This window comes from Herpetosiphon sp. NSE202 (assembly GCF_042688385.1).
Classification (GTDB): Bacteria; Chloroflexota; Chloroflexia; order Chloroflexales; family Herpetosiphonaceae; genus Herpetosiphon.
In genome coordinates this window covers 113,336-134,324 of record NZ_JBHUPY010000017.1, presented here as the reverse complement: position 1 = coordinate 134,324, position 20,989 = coordinate 113,336, and the positions used below count along the sequence as shown (strand labels likewise).

Here is a 20,989-nt window from a genome sequence, read left to right as displayed (position 1 = left end):
AAATTGGCTGATACTTCGCCTACAATACCAAGAGCAATCGATGTAACGAGCAAGGAGTGTGTATGGCTTCGCATTTGGTCAATGGGGTTCATTACTACTACGAAGAGCGTGGCACTGGCGATCAAGTGATTTTCTTCGGCCATGGCTTGATGTATCACTGGCGGATTTTCGAGCCACAAATGGAATATTTCGCCGCCAAAGGCTATCGCAGTATTGCGATCGATTGGCGCGGCCAAGGCCAAACTGAGGGCGGCGGCACGCCCGATGATTATTCAATGTATCGCTTAGGCGATGATGCCTATCAATTGTTGAGCGATTTGGGCATCAAGCAGGTGCATTGGGTCGGGGTTTCGATGGGCGGCATGATTGGCCTGCGGCTCTATCCCAAACATCCCGAACTCTTCCTCTCGTTGAGCCTGATCGATTCATCAGCTGGCGATGCGCCCGAATTGCTCGATGCCTATCGCCAAATGGCCGATGGCTATATCGCCTATGGCTTGATTGAACCCTTGAAAGAGGGCTTGGATGCAGTGTTTTATACCAGCAAAATGGCCGAGCGTCACCCCCAAGTGCAGAGCTATTGGCATGCCTATTGGACAAACGCCGACCGCGAATCGCTCTATAAAGCAATTATTCCGGTGATCGAGCGCGACGACGTGACCAACACAATCAGCCACATTAGCGTACCAACCCTGATTGTGGTTGGCGTTGAAGATATGTCTACACCGCCAGCCAAAAGCGAAATCATGCAGCAATTGATTCCGAATGCCCAATTGCGCTATATCGACGATGCCAGCCATATGTCGGTCTTGGAACGCCCAGAAGCTATCACCGCAGCACTCGCTGAATTTATTGGCTAAAAAACTCAACGAAGGCCACAAATCGTAGAGGTTGGTGGCCTTCGTTTTAATTTAAGCGTTTACAATCGCCTGCATCCATGGCAGATGCTCTGCATAATGGTCACAGGTATCACCAACAATCCAACCAATAATTGGCTCATCGTTGGTTGAGCCAACTTGAAACTCACGATGGGGGCGCAACAAATCCTGATCGCTCAACTGAGCAATCCGCGCGACAAGGGCTTCATGGTTGGCTGCGAGGGTGGCATAAACCTCGGCAAGCGGTAAATCGTGGTGGCGTTGATACAGAACCTGATTAACTGTCTCGAAGCCTTGTTGCCACACTGCTTCGTCAATATCGATGCTACCCCAGCGCGATTCTGCATTCATCAAACCTAGAATGCTTTTTTCCCAGAGCGCAATATGAATTGCATGATCTTTGATCGTCCAGCCTTGGGCATCGCTCGGGCCGGTCATTTGTTCGGGGCTTAAATTAGCCAAAAATGTTTGCAGTTCTTGCCAATTAGCAGCGATGCGAGCTTGTAATTGTTTCGCCGTCAGCGGAGCTTGAACCTCAGATTGGCTCATCGTTCATTCCTTCCAATAAAGCATTGATGATTAATTGGAATCGTTACTCATGCCTAACGCTTGTTTGAGCGAATCAGAGCGAAACTGATGAGCAGCGGCTCCAAACAAATTCGCCCTGCGCTTAAACTAACGGGCTAAAATATCGCGCATCCATGCTTCATGTTCAGGGTAGTGCTCGAAGGTGTTGCCAACCATCCAGCCAATAATTGGGTCATCGTTGGTTGAGCCAGCTTGAAACTCACGATGGGGGCGCAGCAGATCACGATCGCTGAATTCAGCAATCCGCGCCACGACTGCTTGGTGGTTTGTTTCGAGGGTTTTGTACACTTCATCAAGCGGCAAATCTTTGTAGCGTTGTTGCAGAATGCGGTTAATCGCATCAGAGCCTTGTTGCCAAACCGCTTCGTCGATGCCGAAGCTAGCAGCGCGCGACTCTGCATTGAGCAAGGCCAACAGGCTGTTTTCCCACAGCGCAATATGAATTGCATGATCTTTGATCGTCCAGCCTTGGGCATCGGTCGGGCCGATCAACTGTTCGGGGGTTAATTCGCGCAGAAATACCTGGAATGCTTGCCAAGCGGCGGCAATCCGTGCTTGGAGGTTGGCCACCGTGATCTCAGATTGATCGTCAATTTGGCTCATGATCCATTCCTTCCAAATAAACACCACTCTTAAGCTTAAATTAAGCATACCAGCATTTGGCATAATTGCCTCGTTCTCTAGCACGAATAAGCTAAACGAGAAGGAAGAATTATGAAGTATGAGGGATGAAGGCTATGGGCTATGGGAACAAGAATCACAATAATCTTTGGCTAATATGAATTATCAAGTCAAAAGCCAATAGCCAATAGTTGTATTGCTACATCAGGTTAACCATCGCCTGATCCCCTCACCCCCTAGCCCCCTCTCCCGTTGAACGGGCGAGGGGGAACCACGGAGTCGGTGCTCCCCTCGCCCGCGTTGAGTGAGAGAGGGGCTGGGGGTGAGGGAATAATGCTTATAGCCCATAGCCCATAGCCCATAGCCCCATCTTCGTGCTCTTTGTGCTCTTCGCGGTTCCGATCCTTCGTGCTCTTTGTGCTCTTCGTGGATCAAAACGTGATCTTCGAGCCAGCCAAATCAGTGTATGATAGATTACCTAGTATCAAGGTGGAGTAGCGAGCATGTGGGATTCGATCGTTCAGGCATTCAATAGTGCAGTTACCCAGCTTGAGGCCAATGTGTATTGGCTAACCTTGAGCTATTTATTCTTAAGCGAGTTTGGCGCGCCGCTGCCGATTCCGGGCAATTTTGTGTTGGTTGCAAGTGGCTACTTGCTTGGTCGCCAAAACGAGATTCCGATTTTGCTCATGGCGCTGGCAATTTTGGCCTTAGTGCCAGGTGCAACCACCATGTTTTGGATTGGGCGACGCGGTGGTTTGCCCTTGCTCAATCGCATTGGCCCAAAAATCGGCTTATCGCAACGCCGCCGCGATCGGATTGTTGGTTGGCTTGAGCGCAGAGCAGTGCTTGGGCTGATTATAATTCGGGTCTTGCCAACCTTTCGCTTAGGCACAACCATCATTCCTGGAGCGCTCGGCATGCCATGGCCACGCTATGCGCTTGGCATGGGCAGCGGCTTAGTCGCATGGGTCATAACCTATATGGGTTTGGGCTATGCAATCGGGCTATTAAGTTAATTTGTGGGCGTTCCGGCGCTCTTGTGGAGTACGACACTGCTATGAAGAGACTATTGACCCTAGGATTATTGGCTGTTTTGCTCACAGCATGTAGCCTCGGCTCCACACCAGCTCCAACCAGCGAGCCAACCACGCCACCAATTCAAGTTCCCCAAGGTGGAACCCTAACGATTCGCACGGCCCAAGATATTGCAACGTTGCACCCGTGGAAGCCAACAACCCACGCCGAGGCTCAAATGCTTGGCTTGCTCTATCGCGGCCTCACCAAGCTCGATCAAGATTTGGCTCCGCAACCAGATGTTGCCAGCAGTTGGCAAAGCGATAGCATCGGTCAAACGCTGACCATGACCTTGCGCAGCGATATTCGTTGGCACGACGATACGCCATTAACTGCCGCCGATGCAGCGTGGACGATTAGCACAATGCAAAGCATTAGCCCAACCACGCCATTGTTGGTTGATATTCAAGGCTTGGTGAGCGATGTAAGCGCGCCCGATGCAACAACCTTAGTTATTACGTTGCGCGAGCCATATGCGCCGTTACTCTCGGCTTTGAGCATGCCGATTTTGCCCAAGCACCTGTTTGGCCAATTAAGCCCAGTTGAGCTTGATCAACTTAATCTTTTAACTGAGCCAATTGGCAGTGGCCCGTTTATGTTCGAGGAACGCACAGCAGGCTCGGCAATTAGCCTGATTCGCAATAATCAGTATGTAGATGGCGTGCCCTATCTCGATCGGGTGGCTTTTGTGGTCGCGCCCGATGCCGAAGTTGCCCGCGATGCTGTACGCGATGGCGATTTGCTGGCGGCGGAATTGCCGTGGGAGCAAAGTCAGGGCTTGGGTTCGGCAGTCAACGCAGGCAATTATCCTGAAAACGGCTTTTATTATTTGGCCTTCAATATGCGCGAAGGTCGCATTTTTAGTGACATGCGGGTGCGCCAAGCCTTGGCATTAAGCCTTGATCTGAACACAATTGTCGAAACAGCTGGCCCTTCAGCCCAAGCAATATTGAGCGATCATTTGCCTGGCACATGGGTTGCACCAACTGGCGAATTGCCCAGCCGCAACCTCGATAAAGCCCGCGAATTGCTCGACCAAGCTGGCTGGGTGCTGCCCGAAGGCGCAACAATTCGGGCCTCGAATGGGATTACGCTTTCGATGGCGTTATATGTGCGCGGCGATGATCAACGCCGGATTGAGGTTGCCGAACGGATTGCCGCCGCCGCCAGCCCAATTGGCTTTAATTTGGTGGTTACGCCAGCAGATTTCGAGAGCGTGATTCGCTCGAAATTGGTTACGCCCTTCGATTTTGATTTGGCCTTGATGAGTTGGGGCAATAGTCGGGTTGGGGGCGCGCCATCGTACACCGCCTATGATCCTGATAATTTTTCGCTGTTTCATTCAAGCCAAATTTATCAAGGTGTTGCCGACGGACGGCCAGGCTTGCGCAATTATGGCGCGTTTCGCAACCCCAGTTTTGATAGTTTATCAACTGCCGCGCGCGCAATCTACGATCCTGAGCGCCGCCGCGAACTCTATCAACAAACAAATGCAATCATTCAAAGCGAATATCCCTATGTGTTTCTGTGGGCCGATCGCATGCCCGTTGCTTTGGCCAAAAACGTGCGTTCAACCCAAGGCGAAATTCGCCTAAACACGGCCAATTGGCTCTACAACGTGCAACATTGGTATCTTGAGCAATAATAATGGATGCTGCACTCGCCATTTTTAGCAACCAATTGATCGCCAGCGCGCTGGCTGCGGTCGAGCCACGGCAAGCAGTTTTAAAGGCTTTGGATTGGGATGGCACGCAACTGCGCTGTGGCGCTTGGCAGTGGTCTGGCTCAGGCCGAATCATTGTGCTGGGCGCTGGCAAGGCTGGTGCGCCAATGGCCGCCGCTGTGGAGCAATTACTTGGTGATCGCGTCGCCGCTGGTTTGGTAGTGGTCAAAGATGCACATCGTGGTGATGTTGAACTTAATCACATTCAACTGCTTGAAGCCAGCCACCCAACACCTGATCAACGCGGGCTGCATGCGGCGCAACAGGTCGAACATTTGCTCAAGCAAGCCCAAGCAGATGATTTGGTGCTGGCGCTAATTTCGGGCGGTGCTTCGGCGCTTTTGCCAGCACCAGCAGGCAACATTAGCCTAGCCGATTTACAACAGCTAACCAAGCTATTGCTCGCTTGCGGCGCACCAATCGAGCACATCAATTTGGTGCGCAAGCATTGCGATCGCTTGAAGGGCGGGCAATTTGCGGCCTCGGCCCAACCTGCGAGCCTGTTGAGCTTGGTTATTTCCGATGTGGTTGGCTCGCCGTTGAGTAGCATTGCCTCAGGCCTGAGCGTGCCCGATTCCAGCAGTTTTGCCGAGGCGTGGGCCATGCTTGCACACTATCAATTGCAACATCATGTGGCGGCGAGCATTTGCGACTATCTGCAAGCTGGCATGCGCGGGGTGGTTCCAGCTCATCCCAATGGCAGCGAGCCATGGTGGCCGAGGGTGCAAACCTCAATTATTGCCCGCAACGAAACAGCTCAAGCGGCGGTCAAGCAATTGGCACTGGCTGAAGGCTGGCAAGTCATTCACGAGCAACAGCCGATTATTGGCGAAGCCCAAGAGGTTGGGACTGCCTTGGGCCAACGCTTGCGCCACCTAGCTGCATCGGTGCAACAACCAACACTCTACCTTGCTGGCGGCGAAACTACGGTTAATTTGGTGGGCATTCAAGCCCACTCACGGGGCGGGCGCAACGCCGAACTAGCGCTTGCAGCAGCTTTGGCGCTTGATGGCTGCCCAAATTGCCAGCTGATTGCCTTGGCGACCGATGGCGGCGATGGCTCAAGCCCAGCCGCAGGAGCGATTGCCAATGGCCAAAGCATTGCCCAAGCTCGCAAATTGGGGCTTGAGCCACAAACGTTTTTGGCCAACCACGATAGCTATGGCTTTTGGCAAGCCTTGGGCAGCGCAATCGAAATTGGCCCAACCCTGACCAACGTCAACGATCTGGTTATTGGTTTGGTCTGGTAGCTACAAAACCGCCAAGGCCTGCGCCAAATCGGCAATCAAATCATCGCGGTGTTCCAAGCCGACCGAGAGCCGCAACAAGGCTGGCGAGGTTGGCGAATCGGGGCCTTCAAGCGTAGCACGATGTTCGATTAAGCTTTCGGGGCCGCCAAGGCTGGTTGCGCGCGTCCATAATTGTACTTGAGCCGCCACCGCAATCGCTTCGGCAGCACCCCCAACGACCTCGAACGAAACCATGCCACCCATCAACAACATTTGGCGTTGAGCTAATTCAAATTGGGGATGGCTTCTCAAGCCAGGATAATGCACAACCTGCACCTTCGGATGCAGCTCCAGCCATTCGGCCACGGCCAAAGCATTGGCACAATGGCCTTGCAACCGATAGGCCAAGCTTTGCATGCCGCGCAAAATCAGCCAGCACTCAAATGGCGAGGGCACGGCTCCGGCCAGCACATGAATTTGCTTAATTTTTTGCCACCATGGCGTGGCAATTTTGGTAATTAATGCCCCGCCCAGCACATCGCTATGGCCGCCAAGATATTTGGTGGTTGAATGCAGCACCAAATCCACGCCCAAATCGAAAGGCCGCTGGCCAAGTGGCGTTGCCCAAGTATTATCGCAAACCACCAAGGCTCCAGCAGCATGGGCCAAGCTGCTAACCGCCGCCAAATCGGTGAGCCGCAAGCTTGGGTTGGATGGCGTTTCGAGCCAAACCAAGGCCGGAGCTGGCTGCAGCGCTGCTTGCACCGCCGCCAAGTCGGTCATATCGACAAACTGAGTATCGAGGTGGGCAAAAACTTGACGCGCCAAGTTGGCAGTGCCGTTGTAGCAATCGCGAGGCAGCAACAGCCTCTGGCCAGGAGCCAAATGTTGCAATACTGCCGCTGTGGCTGCCGAGCCAGAGGCAAAGGCCGCTGCTTCAACGCCACCTTCAAGCGCCGTCAAAGCTTGCTCCAAGGCTTGGCGGGTAGGGTTGCCAAAACGGGTATATAAAAAACCATGCGGCAAACTGCCATCAGCAGCGCGTTCGAAGGTGCTGGCCAGATGAATTGGCGGCGTTACAGCACTGGTCGCAGCATCAACGCTACGACCAGCATGAATCAACAGAGTTTCAGGTTTCATAATGTTCTCAGCGCAAAGGAATAACCGGAACAGCGGTCGGCGCAACTGGCTCGATATAGTTTGGCTCGCTATCTTGGAAGTAGAGGGCACGGCCTAACAAGCCAATTTTGACCGTTTGATTGGGATCGTTGGGGTGTAACTCAAGCCGCCCGCGCTCGAAATATTGCACCGTGTGAACCGTGCGATCTTCGGGCAACACTTCTTGCAATTCCTCGCTAATTGGCCAGCCAAGCAAATCAATGCCGCCGTTGCCTTCCCAAAATTCGAGGAACAAGCCGCGCAAGCCTTGTTGCGTTGCTTCGCTATAACGTAAGCCAGGCCGGTTGGCAAAAAATTGCTGGTTAGGAAAATCGCGATTTTTGGTAAACTCAACCCCAACTCGCCCAGGCTGCACCTCGTATTTGGTACCTTGATGTTCAGGCCACCATTCAAGCCGCGTGCGCTCAAACCATTGGAACTGACGGCCATTCTCTTCAAGCAAGCCACTAATTGGCCGCCCAAAGATTGGCTCGCCGCCGTTTTTAACCCAATATGGTAAAAAGAGCGGGTCGATCTCAGCAGCATAACTGGGCAAGGAATTTAATCCATCAACGCCATAAAAACGTTGGCCTTCAAGCGCCGCCGCTTCATTATCCAACGAACGATTGGATTGCAATTGCACGCTGTTGAGCAAGGGTTGCAAAGTTGGTTGGGCGTTATTATTGTCGCCAAAAAGATTAAACAGATTGATGTTATTGCCGCTTGCCAGCAATAAAACCAAGAAAATAATTAAGATAATTGCCACCCCAAAGCCCAAGGCTTGGGCCGTCATGCCTTGGGGAGCAACCGCCTCGTCCTCTTGAATAATCGCCGAAGGCACCTCTTCGGGTTCGGGATCTGGCTCAAGATCGTTCTCAAATTCCAGCACATCGGTTGGGGGAGTGCGGTCGCTCATGGGCAATTCCTCATGCTTGGTGTTTAGCCCGCAAACGCTCGGCTAAATCGGCAAATGCTGCGTGATCGGTTGGGTTTGGTCGCCATAATTTCACAATTCCATCGCCTTCCCAGCGTGGAATCACATGGACATGATAGTAAAAAACTTCTTGCCCAGAGGCTGGACGCGAATTTTGCAACACATTGATGCCAGCAGGATTGAGCGTTTGCAACAATAATTGAGCAACAGTTTGCACCATTCGCGCCACGGCTGCCACATCTTCTGGCGCAGTATCGAAAATATCGGTGCCAAAGCGCTTGGGAATAACCAAGGTATGGCCTTGAGAGGCAGGATTAATATCTAAAAAGGCCAGCGTGCGATCATCTTCGGCAACTTTATGGCAGGGCAACTCGCCACGCACGATTTTGCTAAATACGTCATCCATCCAATCAGCCTCCAAAACTACGCTTCGTTCTTGATTCCTAGTTTCGCTAATTTTTGTTGGCGCAAGCCGAGCACTGCTTCAACCTCCCAGGTGTTGATGACCTGCTGGTTGCTGACCCCGCCACGGCGTGCGGTTACAACTCCATAAAAAAGATTGTTGAAGCCAGCCGTCGCGTGGGCATCGGTATTAATGCTGATGTTACAGCCTGCTGCCAGCGCTGCCCGCACATGCACCGCATCGAGATCAAGCCGCTCTGGGCCTGCATTCACTTCCAAGACCGTGCCGGTTGCTGCTGCCGCCGCAATAATTTGCGCCATATCGTAATCGGCTCCAGCGCGGCCATTCAAAATGCGGCCAGTTGGGTGGCCAATGATCGTCACATAAGGATTATTGATTGCGCGCAGCATACGTGCGGTCGATTCAGCGCGGGCTTGGCGCAAGGCCACATGCGGCGAAGCCACCACTAAATCTAATTTGGCAAGCACCTCGTCGGGCAAGGCCAAGCTACCATCGGGCAAAATATCGACTTCGCAGCTTTGCAACAAGCGAAAATCATGGCCTTCGGCGGCTAATTGTTGGTTCAGCTCATCGATTTCGGCGCGTTGGGACAGCAAGCGCTCGCCATCAAGCCCGCCAGTTACGCCCAAGTAGGCGCTATGATCAGCGACCGCCATATAGCGATAGCCCTTGGCAATGCCCGCCAACACCATTTCACGCAGGCTTGCGCCACCATCGCTCCAAGTTGTGTGCCAATGCACATCGCTGATAATCGCGCTTTGTTCCAGCAGCGTTGGCAATTGTTTGGCTTGAGCAAGCGCAATTTCGCCCCAACCTTCGCGCAATTCAGGCGTGATCCAATCCAAGCCTAATGCTTGATAGAGCGCTGCTTCATCGGCAAAATCGGGTAAATTGCTTGGGTCAAGTTGCCAATTCTGCGCCTCAGCCAATTGATTCAGGTCGGCGACATGATTGGCTGAGCCAGTCCAATAGACCAAGGCACTGCCCCATTGGTTTGGCTCAACTGCCACAACCCACGCATTCATGGCGTTGTGCAGCAAGAGTTGGATGCCATGGGCGCTGGGCGTGGCTTGGGCAACTTGGGCCAATGCGCCAATTGCGGCATAGGTTGCAGCCGCATCAAGCGTCGCCACCACAAAATTCAAATCGCCAACGCTGGCCTGATAGCGCCGAGTTGAGCCAACGACTTGGGCAGCGCTAACACTCGGCAATTCGGCCAAGGCTGCGCTCAATTCTTCGGCAACAGGCAAGGCATCGACCAAACGTAAGCGCAGCACTTGGTTTTGCAGCGCTTCGAGGGCACTTAGCACCTTGGCCGCGCTTTTGGCCCCAAAGCCCTTGATTTTGGCCAAACGCCCATCTTGGGCCGCCGCAAACAAAGCCTCAAGATCCTGAATCCCTTCATCACGAAACAGGCGGGCAGCGGTTTTGGGGCCAATTTCGGGCACGCGCAAAATCTGCAACAAGCCAGGTGGCACTTTCTCCAAGAGCTGATCGGCCAAGGCCGAATGGCCATGATCGAGCAATTCGCCAATGATTGCGGCGCTGGCCTCGCCAATATTCGGCAGGCTGGTTAACGAACCTTGTTCGCGCAGGCTGGCAAGGCTGGTAGTTTGAGCGGCAAGCGTATCGCTGGCACGGCGATAGGCCGCCAAACGAAAACGATTTTCGCCGATCACTTCCAACGCATCGGCAATATCGGCAAAGACTTGGGCAATTGCTTGGTTGCTAAGCATAGTTTGGCTGTGCTCACGCTGAAAAAAGAAAAAGAGCAGGAGTAGATCAAAACGTTGTTTGATTATAGCATGGTCGCCTCAGGCTGAGACGTAGGTTTTTAACACGTGGTCGGCTGTGGAGCGTTCCCTCACCCCAACTCCTCTCCCGTGGCGAGGGCGAGGGGCTTTTTACCCCGATCACAGGGAAACCATCGTTGGCTCCCCCTCGCCCGCGTTCAGTGGGCGAGGAGGTTCTTACAAGGGTAGGTTGGTAAGCTCCCCTCACCCCAACTCCTCTCCCGTCCAACGGGCGAGGGGCTTTAACGCCATGGTTCTTGCGTAATGCGTTGGTAAAACGGGTACTCCCCCTCGCCCGCGTTCAGTGGGAGAGGGGGTTGGGGGGTGAGGGGAGCTTAATCCCAATTTCAGGCAACTTGCCCAATTGAGCAACGCGAATTTTTGGCCATTTTGCCCTATAATGAACAAACTCAACTGGGCTATCATGCACAGTGGCTAGGTGTCAGTGAAGGAGCATTCAGGCTATGCCAGTCACAAAAGAAGAAATTTTAGAAAAAATTGCTGAACAACGAGTCCAGTTTATTAATCTCCAATTTACTGACATTGTTGGGATTATTAAAAATGTGACGATTCCTGTTTCGCAAATTCACCAAGCCCTCGACCACGGCGTGTGGTTCGATGGTTCGTCGATTGAAGGCTTTGCCCGCATTGCCGAAAGCGATATGTATTTGGTGCCCGACCTCAACACCTACGCGGTGATTCCGTGGGAAAGCACCGGCGATTATATTACGGCGCGCTTTATTTGCGATGTGTTTACGCCCGATGACCAACCATTTGCTGGCGACCCGCGCCATGTGCTCAAACGCACCTTAGCTCAAGCAGCAGAATTGGGCTTTATCTACAACACTGGGCCAGAATTAGAGTTTTTCTTGTTTAAGCCTGGGCCAAACGGCGAGTTGGTGCCAATTCCGCACGATGCTGCTGGTTATTTTGATGTTTCAACTGATTATGCAACCCACATTCGCCGCCAGATGGTTGCTTCGTTGCAAACCTTTGGGATTAAAGTCGAGGCCAGCCATCACGAGGTGGCAATTGGCCAGCATGAAATTGATTTCGAGTATGGCGACGCGCTGACCATGGCCGATCATACGGTGACCTTTCGCACGGTGTTGAAGGCAATTGCCCAATTGAATGGCCTGCACGCCACCTTTATGCCCAAACCAATTGCTGGGATCAACGGGTCGGGCATGCACGTCCACCAGAGTTTGTCATCGATCGTGACGGGCCGCAACGAGTTCCATGATCACGAAACCAACAATTTATCGTTGTTGGCACAGCATTTTACCGCTGGCTTGCTCGACCATGCGTTGGGCATGACCGCTGTGCTTGCGCCGTTGGTCAATTCGTACAAGCGGCTGGTGCCAGGCTACGAAGCGCCAATTTATGTCAGCTGGGGCCGCACCAATCGCTCGGCCCTTGTGCGCATTCCACGCATCAGCGCAGGCCGCTCGAACCAAGCAACCCGCATCGAATTGCGCTGCCCTGATCCATCGGCCAACCCCTATTTGGCCTTCTCGGTGATGTTGGCAGCAGGTTTAGATGGGATTAAGCGCAAGCTCATGCCACCACCCTCAGCCGAAGAAGATTTGTATCATGTTGACCCGATAGCGCGGGGCTTGAAAACCTTGCCCGTCTCGCTGGGCGAAGCCTTGGAAGAATTAAAGCGCGATAGTGTGATTCAAGAAGCCTTGGGCGAGCACATTTACGAGCGCTATATCGAGGCCAAAACCCAAGAATGGGATGCCTACCGCCGCCACGTCTCGCAATGGGAGCTTGACCGCTACCTGCCAATTTATTAGCGTTTGGGGGTCGGTTGTTGGGGGTTGGGGATTGGTTTATTGTTAACCGCGAAGAGCGCGAAGAACGCGAATGAGGTACATTCCCTCACCCCCCAGCCCCCTCGCCCACGAAAACGCGGGCGAGGGGGAGCACCCGTTTTCACCACAAATCATGCAAAAACCACGGAGTTAAAGCCCCTCGCCCGTTGGACGGGAGAGGGGTTGGGGTGAGGGGATCAGGCCGTCGTTAACCTCATGAACCATTACATCTATGCTCTATGTGTAATGGTTCATGAGGTTAGCAACCATGGTTCATTCCCTCACCCCCAGCCCCGCTCCCACTGAACGCGGGCGAGGGGAGCACTGGTTTTTACCGACGCATTGTGCAAGAACCACGGGATTAAAGCCCCTCGCCCGCCACGTGGGAGCGGGGTTGGGGTGAGAGGATCAGACCGCGGTTAACCCAATATACCAGTATATCTCTGTTCTATGTTCTATGTTCTATGCTCTTGGTTACTCTTCCTCATCGAATACGCCGCTGAGTTTGCCGACGGCCCCGCCATGTTCGCGGCGGCTTGACTCACCAAATTGCTCGCGCCGAAAGACGATTTGGCCTTCGAGCATCGTCAACATCACTTGGCCACGCATTTCTTGGCCCATCAAGGGAGTATTTTTGCCTTTTGAAGCCAACGACTCTGGCGTGACCGTCCAAAGCGCCGCAGGGTCAAAAATTGTCAGCGTTGCTGGATCGTCTGGCCCCAACGAAATTGGCAGCACATCGATAATCGCCGCTGGCCCAATCGTCATGCGTGCAATCAACTCGACAATATCGATCTGCATGGTTTGCACCAAGGTCAACACCATCGGCAAGGCCAATTCCAAGCCTGTGTAGCCTGGGGCAGCAAAGCCATATTCGCATTCTTTATCAACGTGAGTATGCGGGGCGTGGTCGGTTGCCACGGCATCGATTGTGCCATCGCGCAAGCCTGCGATCAAGGCGGCCACATCTTCGCTGGCACGCAACGGTGGGCTAACGCGGGTGCGCGTATCGTAGGGCGCTAATTGCGACGGATCATAGGGGCCTTTGCCATCCCATGGCTCCATATTGCCCAGCACCCAGCGATCGGTCATAGTCAGGTGGTGCGGGGTAACTTCGGCGGTTACGCGCACGCCGCGCGCCTTGGCAGCCCGAATCAATTCTACGCCGCCAGCGGTGCTCACGTGGCAAATGTGCAAGCGTCCGCCAGTTTCCTCGGCCAAGGCAATATCACGGGCGATCATCACTTCTTCGCCAGCAGCAGGCCAACCGCTCAAGCCCAAACGGGTTGCGACCGCGCCCTCGTTCATCGGCGCGCCACGCACAATGCTCAAATCTTCGCAGTGGTTCATCACAGGGCGGCCAGTCATTTTGCTATATAGCAATGCTTGGCGCATGATGTGAGCATCCCAAACTGGCGAGCCATCATCACTAAAGCCATGAGCACCAGCTTCGGCCAATTCGATCAGTGGTGCAAGCACCTTGCCTTCGCGGCCAAGGGTTACCGCGCCGATTGGCAGCACATGAATTGGCCCATGGCGGGCGGCAATATCAAATTGTTGGCGAATCAGCGGAGCCGAATCGAGCGCAGGATTGGTGTTGGGCATTGGGCAAATCGTTGTATAGCCGCCACGCACCGCCGCATCCATACCCGTGGCAATCGTTTCTTTGCCCTCGAAGCCTGGTTCGCGCAAGTGGGTGTGAATATCGATAAAGCCAGGGGTCACAAAACAGCCAGAGGCATCGATAAACTCAACATCATCGCCATACGAATCGGGAGCCATGGCCAACTCGATGACCTCGCGCACCCGATTGTTTTCCAGCACCAAATCCCCGACGGTCGCAGTTTTGCGGGCTGGATCGATGATACAGCCGTTTTTGATCACAATCCGTGACATGTAGAACTCCACTGATTGGGCGCTTATTCGTTTGGCGTACCGCTGCCCATTTTATCGCGGGCCTCGTTGCGACTCAGAATTTCGCCACTTGATTCTTGCGATTTTTCGCCTAGCCAGCCAAGCCAGACCAAACCACCATTGAAGGCCAGCCCAAACAAGAGCATAAACCAACTTGGCAACGGCCCGACGGCAGCCCGATCATACACCTCAGCAAACGATCGGGCAATTGTTGGATGAATGCCCACTTTGGTGACCCAACTCAAGGCCAAGAGGGCAAAAATCCACACATAATTGCGCCGCAAGCGCCGACTCATGGCTTCGATGACGCTGATGTTAAAGTGCGGCTCCATTAAATCTTGGGCCAACAGTTCGCGCCAATGCGGCCCGCTGGTATCGCTATCCGGCTCGGGTGCAAGCATATCGGCGAAGAATTCGGTTTCCATCACCCGCACCCGCGTGCGCCACAAATCGTAAAAGCGATAGCGCCGCGCCTCGATAAACAGAAAAAACATAATCAACAACGAATTGAGCAGAATCATGACTGGGGTATTGCTGGCGCTGCTGAAGGCAAACGAAAGCGTTGCCCCCGTCGTCAGCACTGCCCAATTGGTCGTGCCATCGAGTCGTACCCGCCAAGTGTTGGCGCGGGTCAACTCGCCACGATACAAGTGCACCAAGGCGGTATTAAATTCGTTTGGCGTGAGTGGTCGGGTAATCGGCAGCGGCGCACGGGGCATTGGTGCGGCTGTGGTAACCCGTGGGCCACGCATGGTTGGTGGCTCCGTCGGGCTGGGCGGAATAAAGGTTGGGCGTTGCATAGCCAGTACCTTTTTGCATAAGAACATAGAACAAAGAGCATAGAACAACGTTCGGCTATGCTCTTTTCGCTCGGCGGATCAACAATAAATCCTCTGATCGCTCTGTTCTATGTTCTATGCTCTTTGTTCTTTAATAACGATCAAGAATTTTTGAAAGTTCGTAGAGCTTGGCATCAAGCACTTTGGGATTTGCCAACACTTCATCGTAGGGCGTGACGGTTAATTTGCGTGATTGCACGCCAACCAAACCGCCGTTCTTACCAGATAGCAAAAACTCGACCGCGCCCGAACCAAGCCGCGTCGCCAACGTGCGATCAAAGGCCGATGGCGAGCCACCGCGCTGAATGTGGCCCAAAATTGTGGCCCGCGTGCGGAAGCTAAAGCTAAAGCCGCTTTCCTCAGCATCGATCTGGTTAATTTGGTCTTGGATGGTTTGGGCGTTCAAGTGCGCGCCTTCAGCAGCCACAATCACGCAGTTAGTTTTGCCTTTGCGAAACGAACGCTTGATCACTTCGACCACATCTTCAATCGTTGTATCGGGAATTTCGGGAATCAAGATCGCCTCAGCACCGCCAGCTAAGCCGCCCATCAAGGCCAAATAGCCGGAGTGACGACCCATGGTTTCGATAATAAAGGCCCGTTGGTGCGATGAAGCTGTATCTTTAATTTTATCGATCGCTTCCAGCACCGTGTTGAGCGCCGTATCTGCGCCGATGCTCATATCGGTGCCATACATATCGTTATCGATCGTGCCTGGCAGACAGATGGTTGGCAAGCCATGTTCGGCGGTCAGGGCAGCGGCCCCGCGCAACGAACCATCGCCGCCAATCACCACCAAGCCTTCGATCCCATGCCAGCGTAAATTCTCAATTGCTTTTTCGCGGCCTGCGGGAGTCATAAATTCTGGCGAGCGGGCGGTGAGCAGCATCGTGCCGCCACGTTGAATAATCCCGCCTACATCTTTATATTCAAGTCGCCGCATATCATTTTGAATCAGGCCAGCATAGCCTCGATACACGCCAAACACTTCACAGCCTGCATGGAGCGCAGTCCGCGTTACAGCACGGATTGCGGGATTCATTCCTGGGGAGTCGCCACCACTGGTTAAAACGGCAATGCGATGCATGATCAAACCTCATTGAAGTTATTATGCTTGAAGCGGCGACATTGCCGTCGATGGCAGCCTTGCCATGCAGTTCAAAACACTTTTCGTAAAATCCACCAGACCAAGATCACACTCGCCACCAGAAACCCCAGAAAACCTAGCCCACTTACTGGAACGACAATGACGATTGAAGTTCGCCGGATTACAACCCACAAAACAATTGCGATTGCTACCCACAGGAGTAGCCGATTGGTTGACGATTTTCGCATATGTGCCTCGGCCTTGGTGCGCCCCATTATACCAAGAAGCGACTATTTCCATTTCAGGGGTATCATGGCATTGTTCAATCCAAATAGCAAGCAGTTTCGTAGGGATGGGTTAGAACAAAGAACATAGAACATAGAGCATAAACGAGCTACGTTTTTTAACGCAGAGGCGCAGAGCATGGGAAGCTATAGGCTGATGGCTATATGTAATGGTACACAGCCACCGTCTGATCCCCTCACCCCAACCCCCTCTCCCACGTGGCGGGCGAGGGGCTTTAATCCCGTGGTTCTGCCGCACGGCGTGGTGAAAACGGGTGCTCCCCCTCGCCCGCGTTTTCGTGGGAGAGGGGGCTGGGGGGTGAGGGAACGCGGTTGCCAATCCAATCAACCATTACAGCTATTGACTAACGGAACGATTTTTAGGATTTTTATGATCTATAGCCCAAAGCCCATAGCCATCTTTCCCTCTGCGCCTCTGCGCTAAAGTTCGTCGCCCAATCCTTTTTGCCTTTTGCCTTTTGCCTTCTGACTTTATAAAGGGGTTTTCGCATGGAATCGTCGCTTGATCGTTCGCAGCCGCGCTCGGCCCAAACCGCGCTCTGGCTTGGGATTGTGTTTAGTTTTGCTTTTACCGCGCTGATTTGGTGGGCGGGCCAGCGCTTGCACGCCATCGAAAAGCTGCCCGATCAAGGCGCAAGCTGGTATTATTGGCAATTGCCCAATCCAACGCTATGGTCGCGGGTTACCGCATGGGGCGGCTATTTACTGCATCAAGTGACGATTTGGGCCGCGATTTATTATGCCCAAACCCGGGTAAAAAAATATACCAAAGGCTTGCAAGCAATCAATTGGTTTGCCCTTGGTGCCAATGCGCTGTTTATTGTGTTGCACTTTATCCAAACCCATTTTTGGTATGACGGCCTCGCCCAAGATGTGTCGATCTTCAGCTCACAAGGCTCAGTAATTGTCATGCTGGTCTGGATTTTGTTGATGGAAAATAGCCGCCGTGGCTTGTTTATGGGCAAACGTGCGCCAATTAGCAAGGAAATTGGCCGCGCAGCCCGTCAATACCATGGCTATGTTTTCTCGTGGGCAGCTATTTACACCTTCTGGTATCATCCGATGGAAACCAGCAGCGGCCACTTGGTAGGCTTTGTGTATATGTTCTTCCTGTTGCTCCAAGGCAGCTTATTTCTGACTCGCATGCACGTTAATCGCTGGTGGATGTTGACCCAAGAGGTGATGGTGCTGTTTCACGGCGCGATGGTGGCCTTCGTGCAAGCTGGCCCAACTGGCTTCTGGCCGATGTTCTTCTTTGGCTTCTTCGGCATTTTTGTCATCACCCAAATGCATGGCTTGGGCCTAAGCAAAGCTTGGCGCTGGCTGCTTGGCGGCGCTTATCTGGCGTTGGTGATCGGCATTTACACCTGGCGCGGCTGGAACAAAATCGATGAAATTGTGCGCATTCCAGTGATTGAATATGCCTTGGTCGCTGTGTTGGCGTTGTTGATTTGGCTCGTGCTGCAAGCTGCCAAGCTGTTTACCCGCCGCAAAGCCGTTTTGGTGAGCGATGAACAAGGAGCATAAAGCATAGGGCGAAATTTAACGCAGCGGCGCAGAGCAATTATGGCTATTGGCTTTGGGCTATGTGTACTGGTACATCAGGTTAACCACGGCATGATTCCCTCACCCCAACCCCTCGCCCACGTGGTGGGCGAGGGGCTTTAATCCCGTGGTTCTGCCGCCATTGGTTGATACATACGGGGCGCTCCCCCTCGCCCACGTTCAGTGGGCGAGGGGGCTAGGGGGTGAGGGGAGAATCGTCGGTAACGCAATGAACCAGTACACATAGAGCATAGGGAGAAATTTAACGCAGCGGCGCAGAGCCACGAACTTATGAAGGATGAGGGATGAAGGATGAACTTGATCCATGGATGGCTAAAACAGCTTCACGATCTTCGTGCTCTTCGTGGTTTCATTCTGCGTACTCTGCGTGCTCTTCGTGGATCACAATAAACTGACTGGATCGACATCGATCGTCCAGCCGGCGGGAATTTTCAAAGCGTGCAATAAATCGGTTGGGTCAGGCAAGCGCACCAAAATATGCCAGCGATACAAATCGCGCACTTTTTGCAAAAAGGCTGGCGACGGCCCAATAATCGCCCAATCGCGGATGCGCCGTCGCTCTAGCTCCTCGCGTAGCTGAGTATCGAATTCGCGTACAACGCGCTCAACAGTTTTGCTCGATGGCGATTGGGTCATAAATCGAATCAGGCGGCTAAATGGCGGGTAGTGGGCCGTGCGGCGAAAGGCAATTTCTTCGCGATAAAATTGGCGATAATCGTGCTGGGCCGCTGCCTGAATTGCATAATGTTCAGGATTATAGCTTTGGATAATCACCTGCCCACCGCCTGCCCGCCGCCCAGCCCGCCCCGCCACTTGAGCCAACAATTGAAAAGTGCGCTCGCCCGAACGAAAATCGGGCAAATTCAAGGCCGTATCGGCGGTAATCACCCCAACCAACGTTACCAACGGCAAATCAAAGCCCTTGGCAACCATCTGCGTGCCCACCAAAATATCGGCTTCGTGCTGAGTAAATTGGTTGAGCAAGGCTTCGTGTGAACCTTTGCGCCCAGTCACATCACGATCCCAGCGCATCACCCGCGCCTCAGGATAAAGCAATTTAACTTCTTCGACCACCCGCTGCGTGCCAACCCCAAAATCGCGAATGCGGGTGCTAAAACAGCTTGGGCAATTACGCGGCACCCAATCGACGTGGCCACAATAATGGCAGCGCAACGTCGGCGGCGCATTCGGCTCGCCCTCGGTTCCGTGCACCGCCAAAGCTACAGCGCAACGCGGGCACTGAATCGTCGTGCCACAATCGCGGCACATCACAAACGAGGCGATGCCGCGCCGATTCAAAAATAAAATGGTTTGTTCGCGTTTTTCGAGCGTGCGCTGAATCGCGCTTTGCAACGGGCGGCTAAACATCGACCTCACGCCGGCCTTGAGTTCGCTGCGCATATCGACGATGTGGACTGGCGGCATCGGAATCGGATCGGCTTTGGTTACGCCTGCCACGGTTTTGCGCCCAACTCGTTCGTGTAATTCCAACACTTCGTATTTGTTGATTTGCACGGCATAGGCACTTTCGAGCGCAGGCGTGGCGCTGCCCAAAATCAGCACTGCGCCCGCCAATTCGGCCAACTTCACTGCCAAATCGCGGGCGTGATAGTAGGGCGTGGCTTCGTGTTTAAACGAATGCTCGTGCTCTTCGTCAACAATAATTAATTGCAATTTGCCCAGCGGCGACCAAATTGCCGAACGCGAGCCGATTGCTACTTGGGCAGCGCCACGCCGCAAGCGCCGCCATTCGTCGTAGCGCTCGCCAACGCTCAGTTCTGAGTGCAACACCGCCAATTGCTCGGGAAAGCGCGCCGCAAACCGCCGCACTAACTGCGTGGTTAGGGCAATTTCTGGCACCAGCACCAAGGCTTGGCCGCCATTGCGCAAGGCACGGCCAATCGCCCGCAAATACAGCTCGGTTTTGCCGCTGCCTGTCACGCCATGCAACAAGATTGGTTTGGCTTTGCCAGTGCGGCTTGCTAAATCTTGGGCCTCAACAATTTGTCGCCAACCCCGTTCTTGCTCAAGCGTTAGTTCTGGCGGAAATTCCAAGGGTGGAATACGCCCAAGCAGTGGGTCGCGCCGCACCTCAACTTGCTCAAGCTGAATCAAATTACGCAAGGCCAAGCTGCGCAGATGGCTCAAGGTTGCGCCAACATCACGTAACTCAGGCAACAGCACCATTTCACCATCAAGCGCTTGCTCCAAAATTGCTTGATAAATTGCCGCCAAACGTGGTGCTTTGCTCAATTCGGCCAAGGCATCAGCAGGGCTGGCGCTGGTTGGTTGCACGCTCCATTCGCGCTTTGGCTTGGCCGCTGGCCGCGAAACCAAACTACCCAGCGCAATCAAGCCTCGTTCATGCAGTTCGGTATAACTGCGGCGCAGATCAGCGTCCGAGCCACGCAAATCAACTCGTAGCTGGCGTTCGCTTTGCTCGCCAACTCGCCGCAGATGAAACAGAATCGCCCGTTCGCGCTCATCGAGCACGCCAAGCTCGATCTTCTGGCCTTGCTCGGTTGGCCGCCACGTGCGCTCAATTTCTTGCTTCACACCAGGCGGCATAGTCAATTGCACCGCTTCCCACAGGCGCACCGCTTGGGTTTGGCTAAACCATTGAGCCAAGGCCAATTGAGCGGGCGCGGCAATCGCTTCTGGGTCGGCGTGTTCAAGAATATCGCGCACCACAAAGCCTTGAGGCCGTTGGGTAATAAATTCTAAAACGACACCTTGTACCCGCCGCGGCCCAAGCGGAACCCACACCAACGCTCCAACGCTCAACGGTCGGAGCTGCGGCGGCACGGCATAGGTCAAAATCGCCTCAGGGTTATCGGGCAAATAGGCATTGAGAGCAACGTGGGCATACATAGCAGTAGGCTTGCTTCCTTCACACAAAACAGCGCAAATCTATCATAGCACATCCTTGCTAGCCCATTTTTAATGAAGGATGAAGGATGAAAACAAAAGTCAAAAGTCAGAAGGCAAAATGCAGAAGGCAAAATGCAGAAGTGAAAAAGTGATCAGGGATCAGTT

The 20,989-nt window shown here is 53.5% G+C and carries 16 protein-coding genes; 6 read left to right on the top strand and 10 right to left on the bottom strand.

Translation table 11 applies throughout. The annotated features are described in order from the left end of the window. The first annotated feature begins 62 nt into the window (after positions 1-62). Positions 63-860 carry an alpha/beta fold hydrolase gene (locus ACFMKP_RS19950; RefSeq protein ID WP_382294415.1) on the top strand — a complete coding sequence of 266 codons (798 nt, stop codon included), beginning with the start codon at positions 63-65 and terminating at the stop codon, positions 858-860. 51 nt (positions 861-911) lie between these two features. Here ACFMKP_RS19950 and ACFMKP_RS19945 read toward each other — a convergent pair whose 3' ends face one another. Together ACFMKP_RS19945 and ACFMKP_RS19940 are read right to left on the bottom strand one after the other, a co-directional pair. Then, complete coding sequence (locus tag ACFMKP_RS19945; RefSeq protein WP_382294413.1) at positions 912-1,427, bottom strand: DinB family protein; 516 nt, start codon at positions 1,425-1,427, stop codon at positions 912-914. A 126-nt stretch (positions 1,428-1,553) separates the two neighbouring features. Then, the gene (locus tag ACFMKP_RS19940; protein WP_382294411.1) at positions 1,554-2,069 is read right to left on the bottom strand and encodes a ClbS/DfsB family four-helix bundle protein; all 516 of its coding nucleotides are present in this window, start codon (positions 2,067-2,069) and stop codon (positions 1,554-1,556) included. Between the two features lie 521 nt (positions 2,070-2,590). Between ACFMKP_RS19940 and ACFMKP_RS19935 the strand changes: the two genes are divergently transcribed. From ACFMKP_RS19935 to ACFMKP_RS19925, 3 genes are read left to right on the top strand one after another with little or no spacing between them, the layout of a single operon-like run. After that, on the top strand, positions 2,591-3,106 hold the full coding sequence (locus ACFMKP_RS19935) for a DedA family protein (protein ID WP_382294409.1): 516 nt from the start codon (positions 2,591-2,593) through the stop codon (positions 3,104-3,106). Positions 3,107-3,147: 41 nt separating this feature from the next. Continuing rightward, the gene (locus ACFMKP_RS19930) at positions 3,148-4,809 is read left to right on the top strand and encodes a peptide ABC transporter substrate-binding protein (RefSeq protein ID WP_382294407.1); all 1,662 of its coding nucleotides are present in this window, start codon (positions 3,148-3,150) and stop codon (positions 4,807-4,809) included. 2 nt (positions 4,810-4,811) lie between these two features. After that, positions 4,812-6,137, top strand: a complete 1,326-nt coding sequence (locus ACFMKP_RS19925) for a glycerate kinase (RefSeq protein WP_382294405.1) — start codon at positions 4,812-4,814, stop codon at positions 6,135-6,137. Here ACFMKP_RS19925 and ACFMKP_RS19920 read toward each other — a convergent pair whose 3' ends face one another. From ACFMKP_RS19920 to polX, 4 genes are read right to left on the bottom strand one after another with little or no spacing between them, the layout of a single operon-like run. After that, positions 6,138-7,256, bottom strand: coding sequence for a trans-sulfuration enzyme family protein (locus ACFMKP_RS19920; protein ID WP_382294403.1), 1,119 nt, complete (start codon positions 7,254-7,256; stop codon positions 6,138-6,140). Between the two features lie 7 nt (positions 7,257-7,263). Beyond that, positions 7,264-8,190, bottom strand: a complete 927-nt coding sequence (locus ACFMKP_RS19915) for a hypothetical protein (protein ID WP_382294401.1) — start codon at positions 8,188-8,190, stop codon at positions 7,264-7,266. 10 nt (positions 8,191-8,200) lie between these two features. Continuing rightward, on the bottom strand, positions 8,201-8,614 hold the full coding sequence (locus ACFMKP_RS19910; protein WP_382294399.1) for an HIT family protein: 414 nt from the start codon (positions 8,612-8,614) through the stop codon (positions 8,201-8,203). 17 nt (positions 8,615-8,631) lie between these two features. After that, positions 8,632-10,368: a DNA polymerase/3'-5' exonuclease PolX gene (gene polX / locus ACFMKP_RS19905; protein WP_382294397.1), complete on the bottom strand. Its 1,737-nt coding sequence runs from the start codon at positions 10,366-10,368 to the stop codon at positions 8,632-8,634. Between the two features lie 521 nt (positions 10,369-10,889). On the opposite strand from polX, the gene ACFMKP_RS19900 reads away from it, so the two are divergent. Next, positions 10,890-12,224: a glutamine synthetase family protein gene (locus tag ACFMKP_RS19900; RefSeq protein WP_054535624.1), complete on the top strand. Its 1,335-nt coding sequence runs from the start codon at positions 10,890-10,892 to the stop codon at positions 12,222-12,224. A gap of 492 nt (positions 12,225-12,716) precedes the next feature. Here the strand turns inward: ACFMKP_RS19900 and ACFMKP_RS19895 are convergent, their stop codons facing one another. The 3 genes from ACFMKP_RS19895 to pfkA form a co-directional block, all read right to left on the bottom strand. Beyond that, positions 12,717-14,138 (bottom strand): dihydroorotase, encoded by a 1,422-nt coding sequence (locus tag ACFMKP_RS19895; protein ID WP_382294395.1) that lies wholly within the window; start codon positions 14,136-14,138, stop codon positions 12,717-12,719. A gap of 23 nt (positions 14,139-14,161) precedes the next feature. Next, complete coding sequence (locus ACFMKP_RS19890) at positions 14,162-14,956, bottom strand: DUF2270 domain-containing protein (RefSeq protein ID WP_382294393.1); 795 nt, start codon at positions 14,954-14,956, stop codon at positions 14,162-14,164. 130 nt (positions 14,957-15,086) lie between these two features. Continuing rightward, a complete protein-coding gene (gene pfkA / locus ACFMKP_RS19885; protein WP_054535627.1) occupies positions 15,087-16,082 on the bottom strand; it encodes a 6-phosphofructokinase in 996 nt (331 codons plus the stop codon). A gap of 794 nt (positions 16,083-16,876) precedes the next feature. Between pfkA and ACFMKP_RS19880 the strand changes: the two genes are divergently transcribed. Further along, complete coding sequence (locus ACFMKP_RS19880; protein ID WP_382294391.1) at positions 16,877-17,914, top strand: hypothetical protein; 1,038 nt, start codon at positions 16,877-16,879, stop codon at positions 17,912-17,914. 420 nt (positions 17,915-18,334) lie between these two features. Here the strand turns inward: ACFMKP_RS19880 and priA are convergent, their stop codons facing one another. Beyond that, the gene (priA, locus tag ACFMKP_RS19875) at positions 18,335-20,824 is read right to left on the bottom strand and encodes a primosomal protein N' (RefSeq protein ID WP_382294389.1); all 2,490 of its coding nucleotides are present in this window, start codon (positions 20,822-20,824) and stop codon (positions 18,335-18,337) included. Positions 20,825-20,989: the final 165 nt, after the last annotated feature.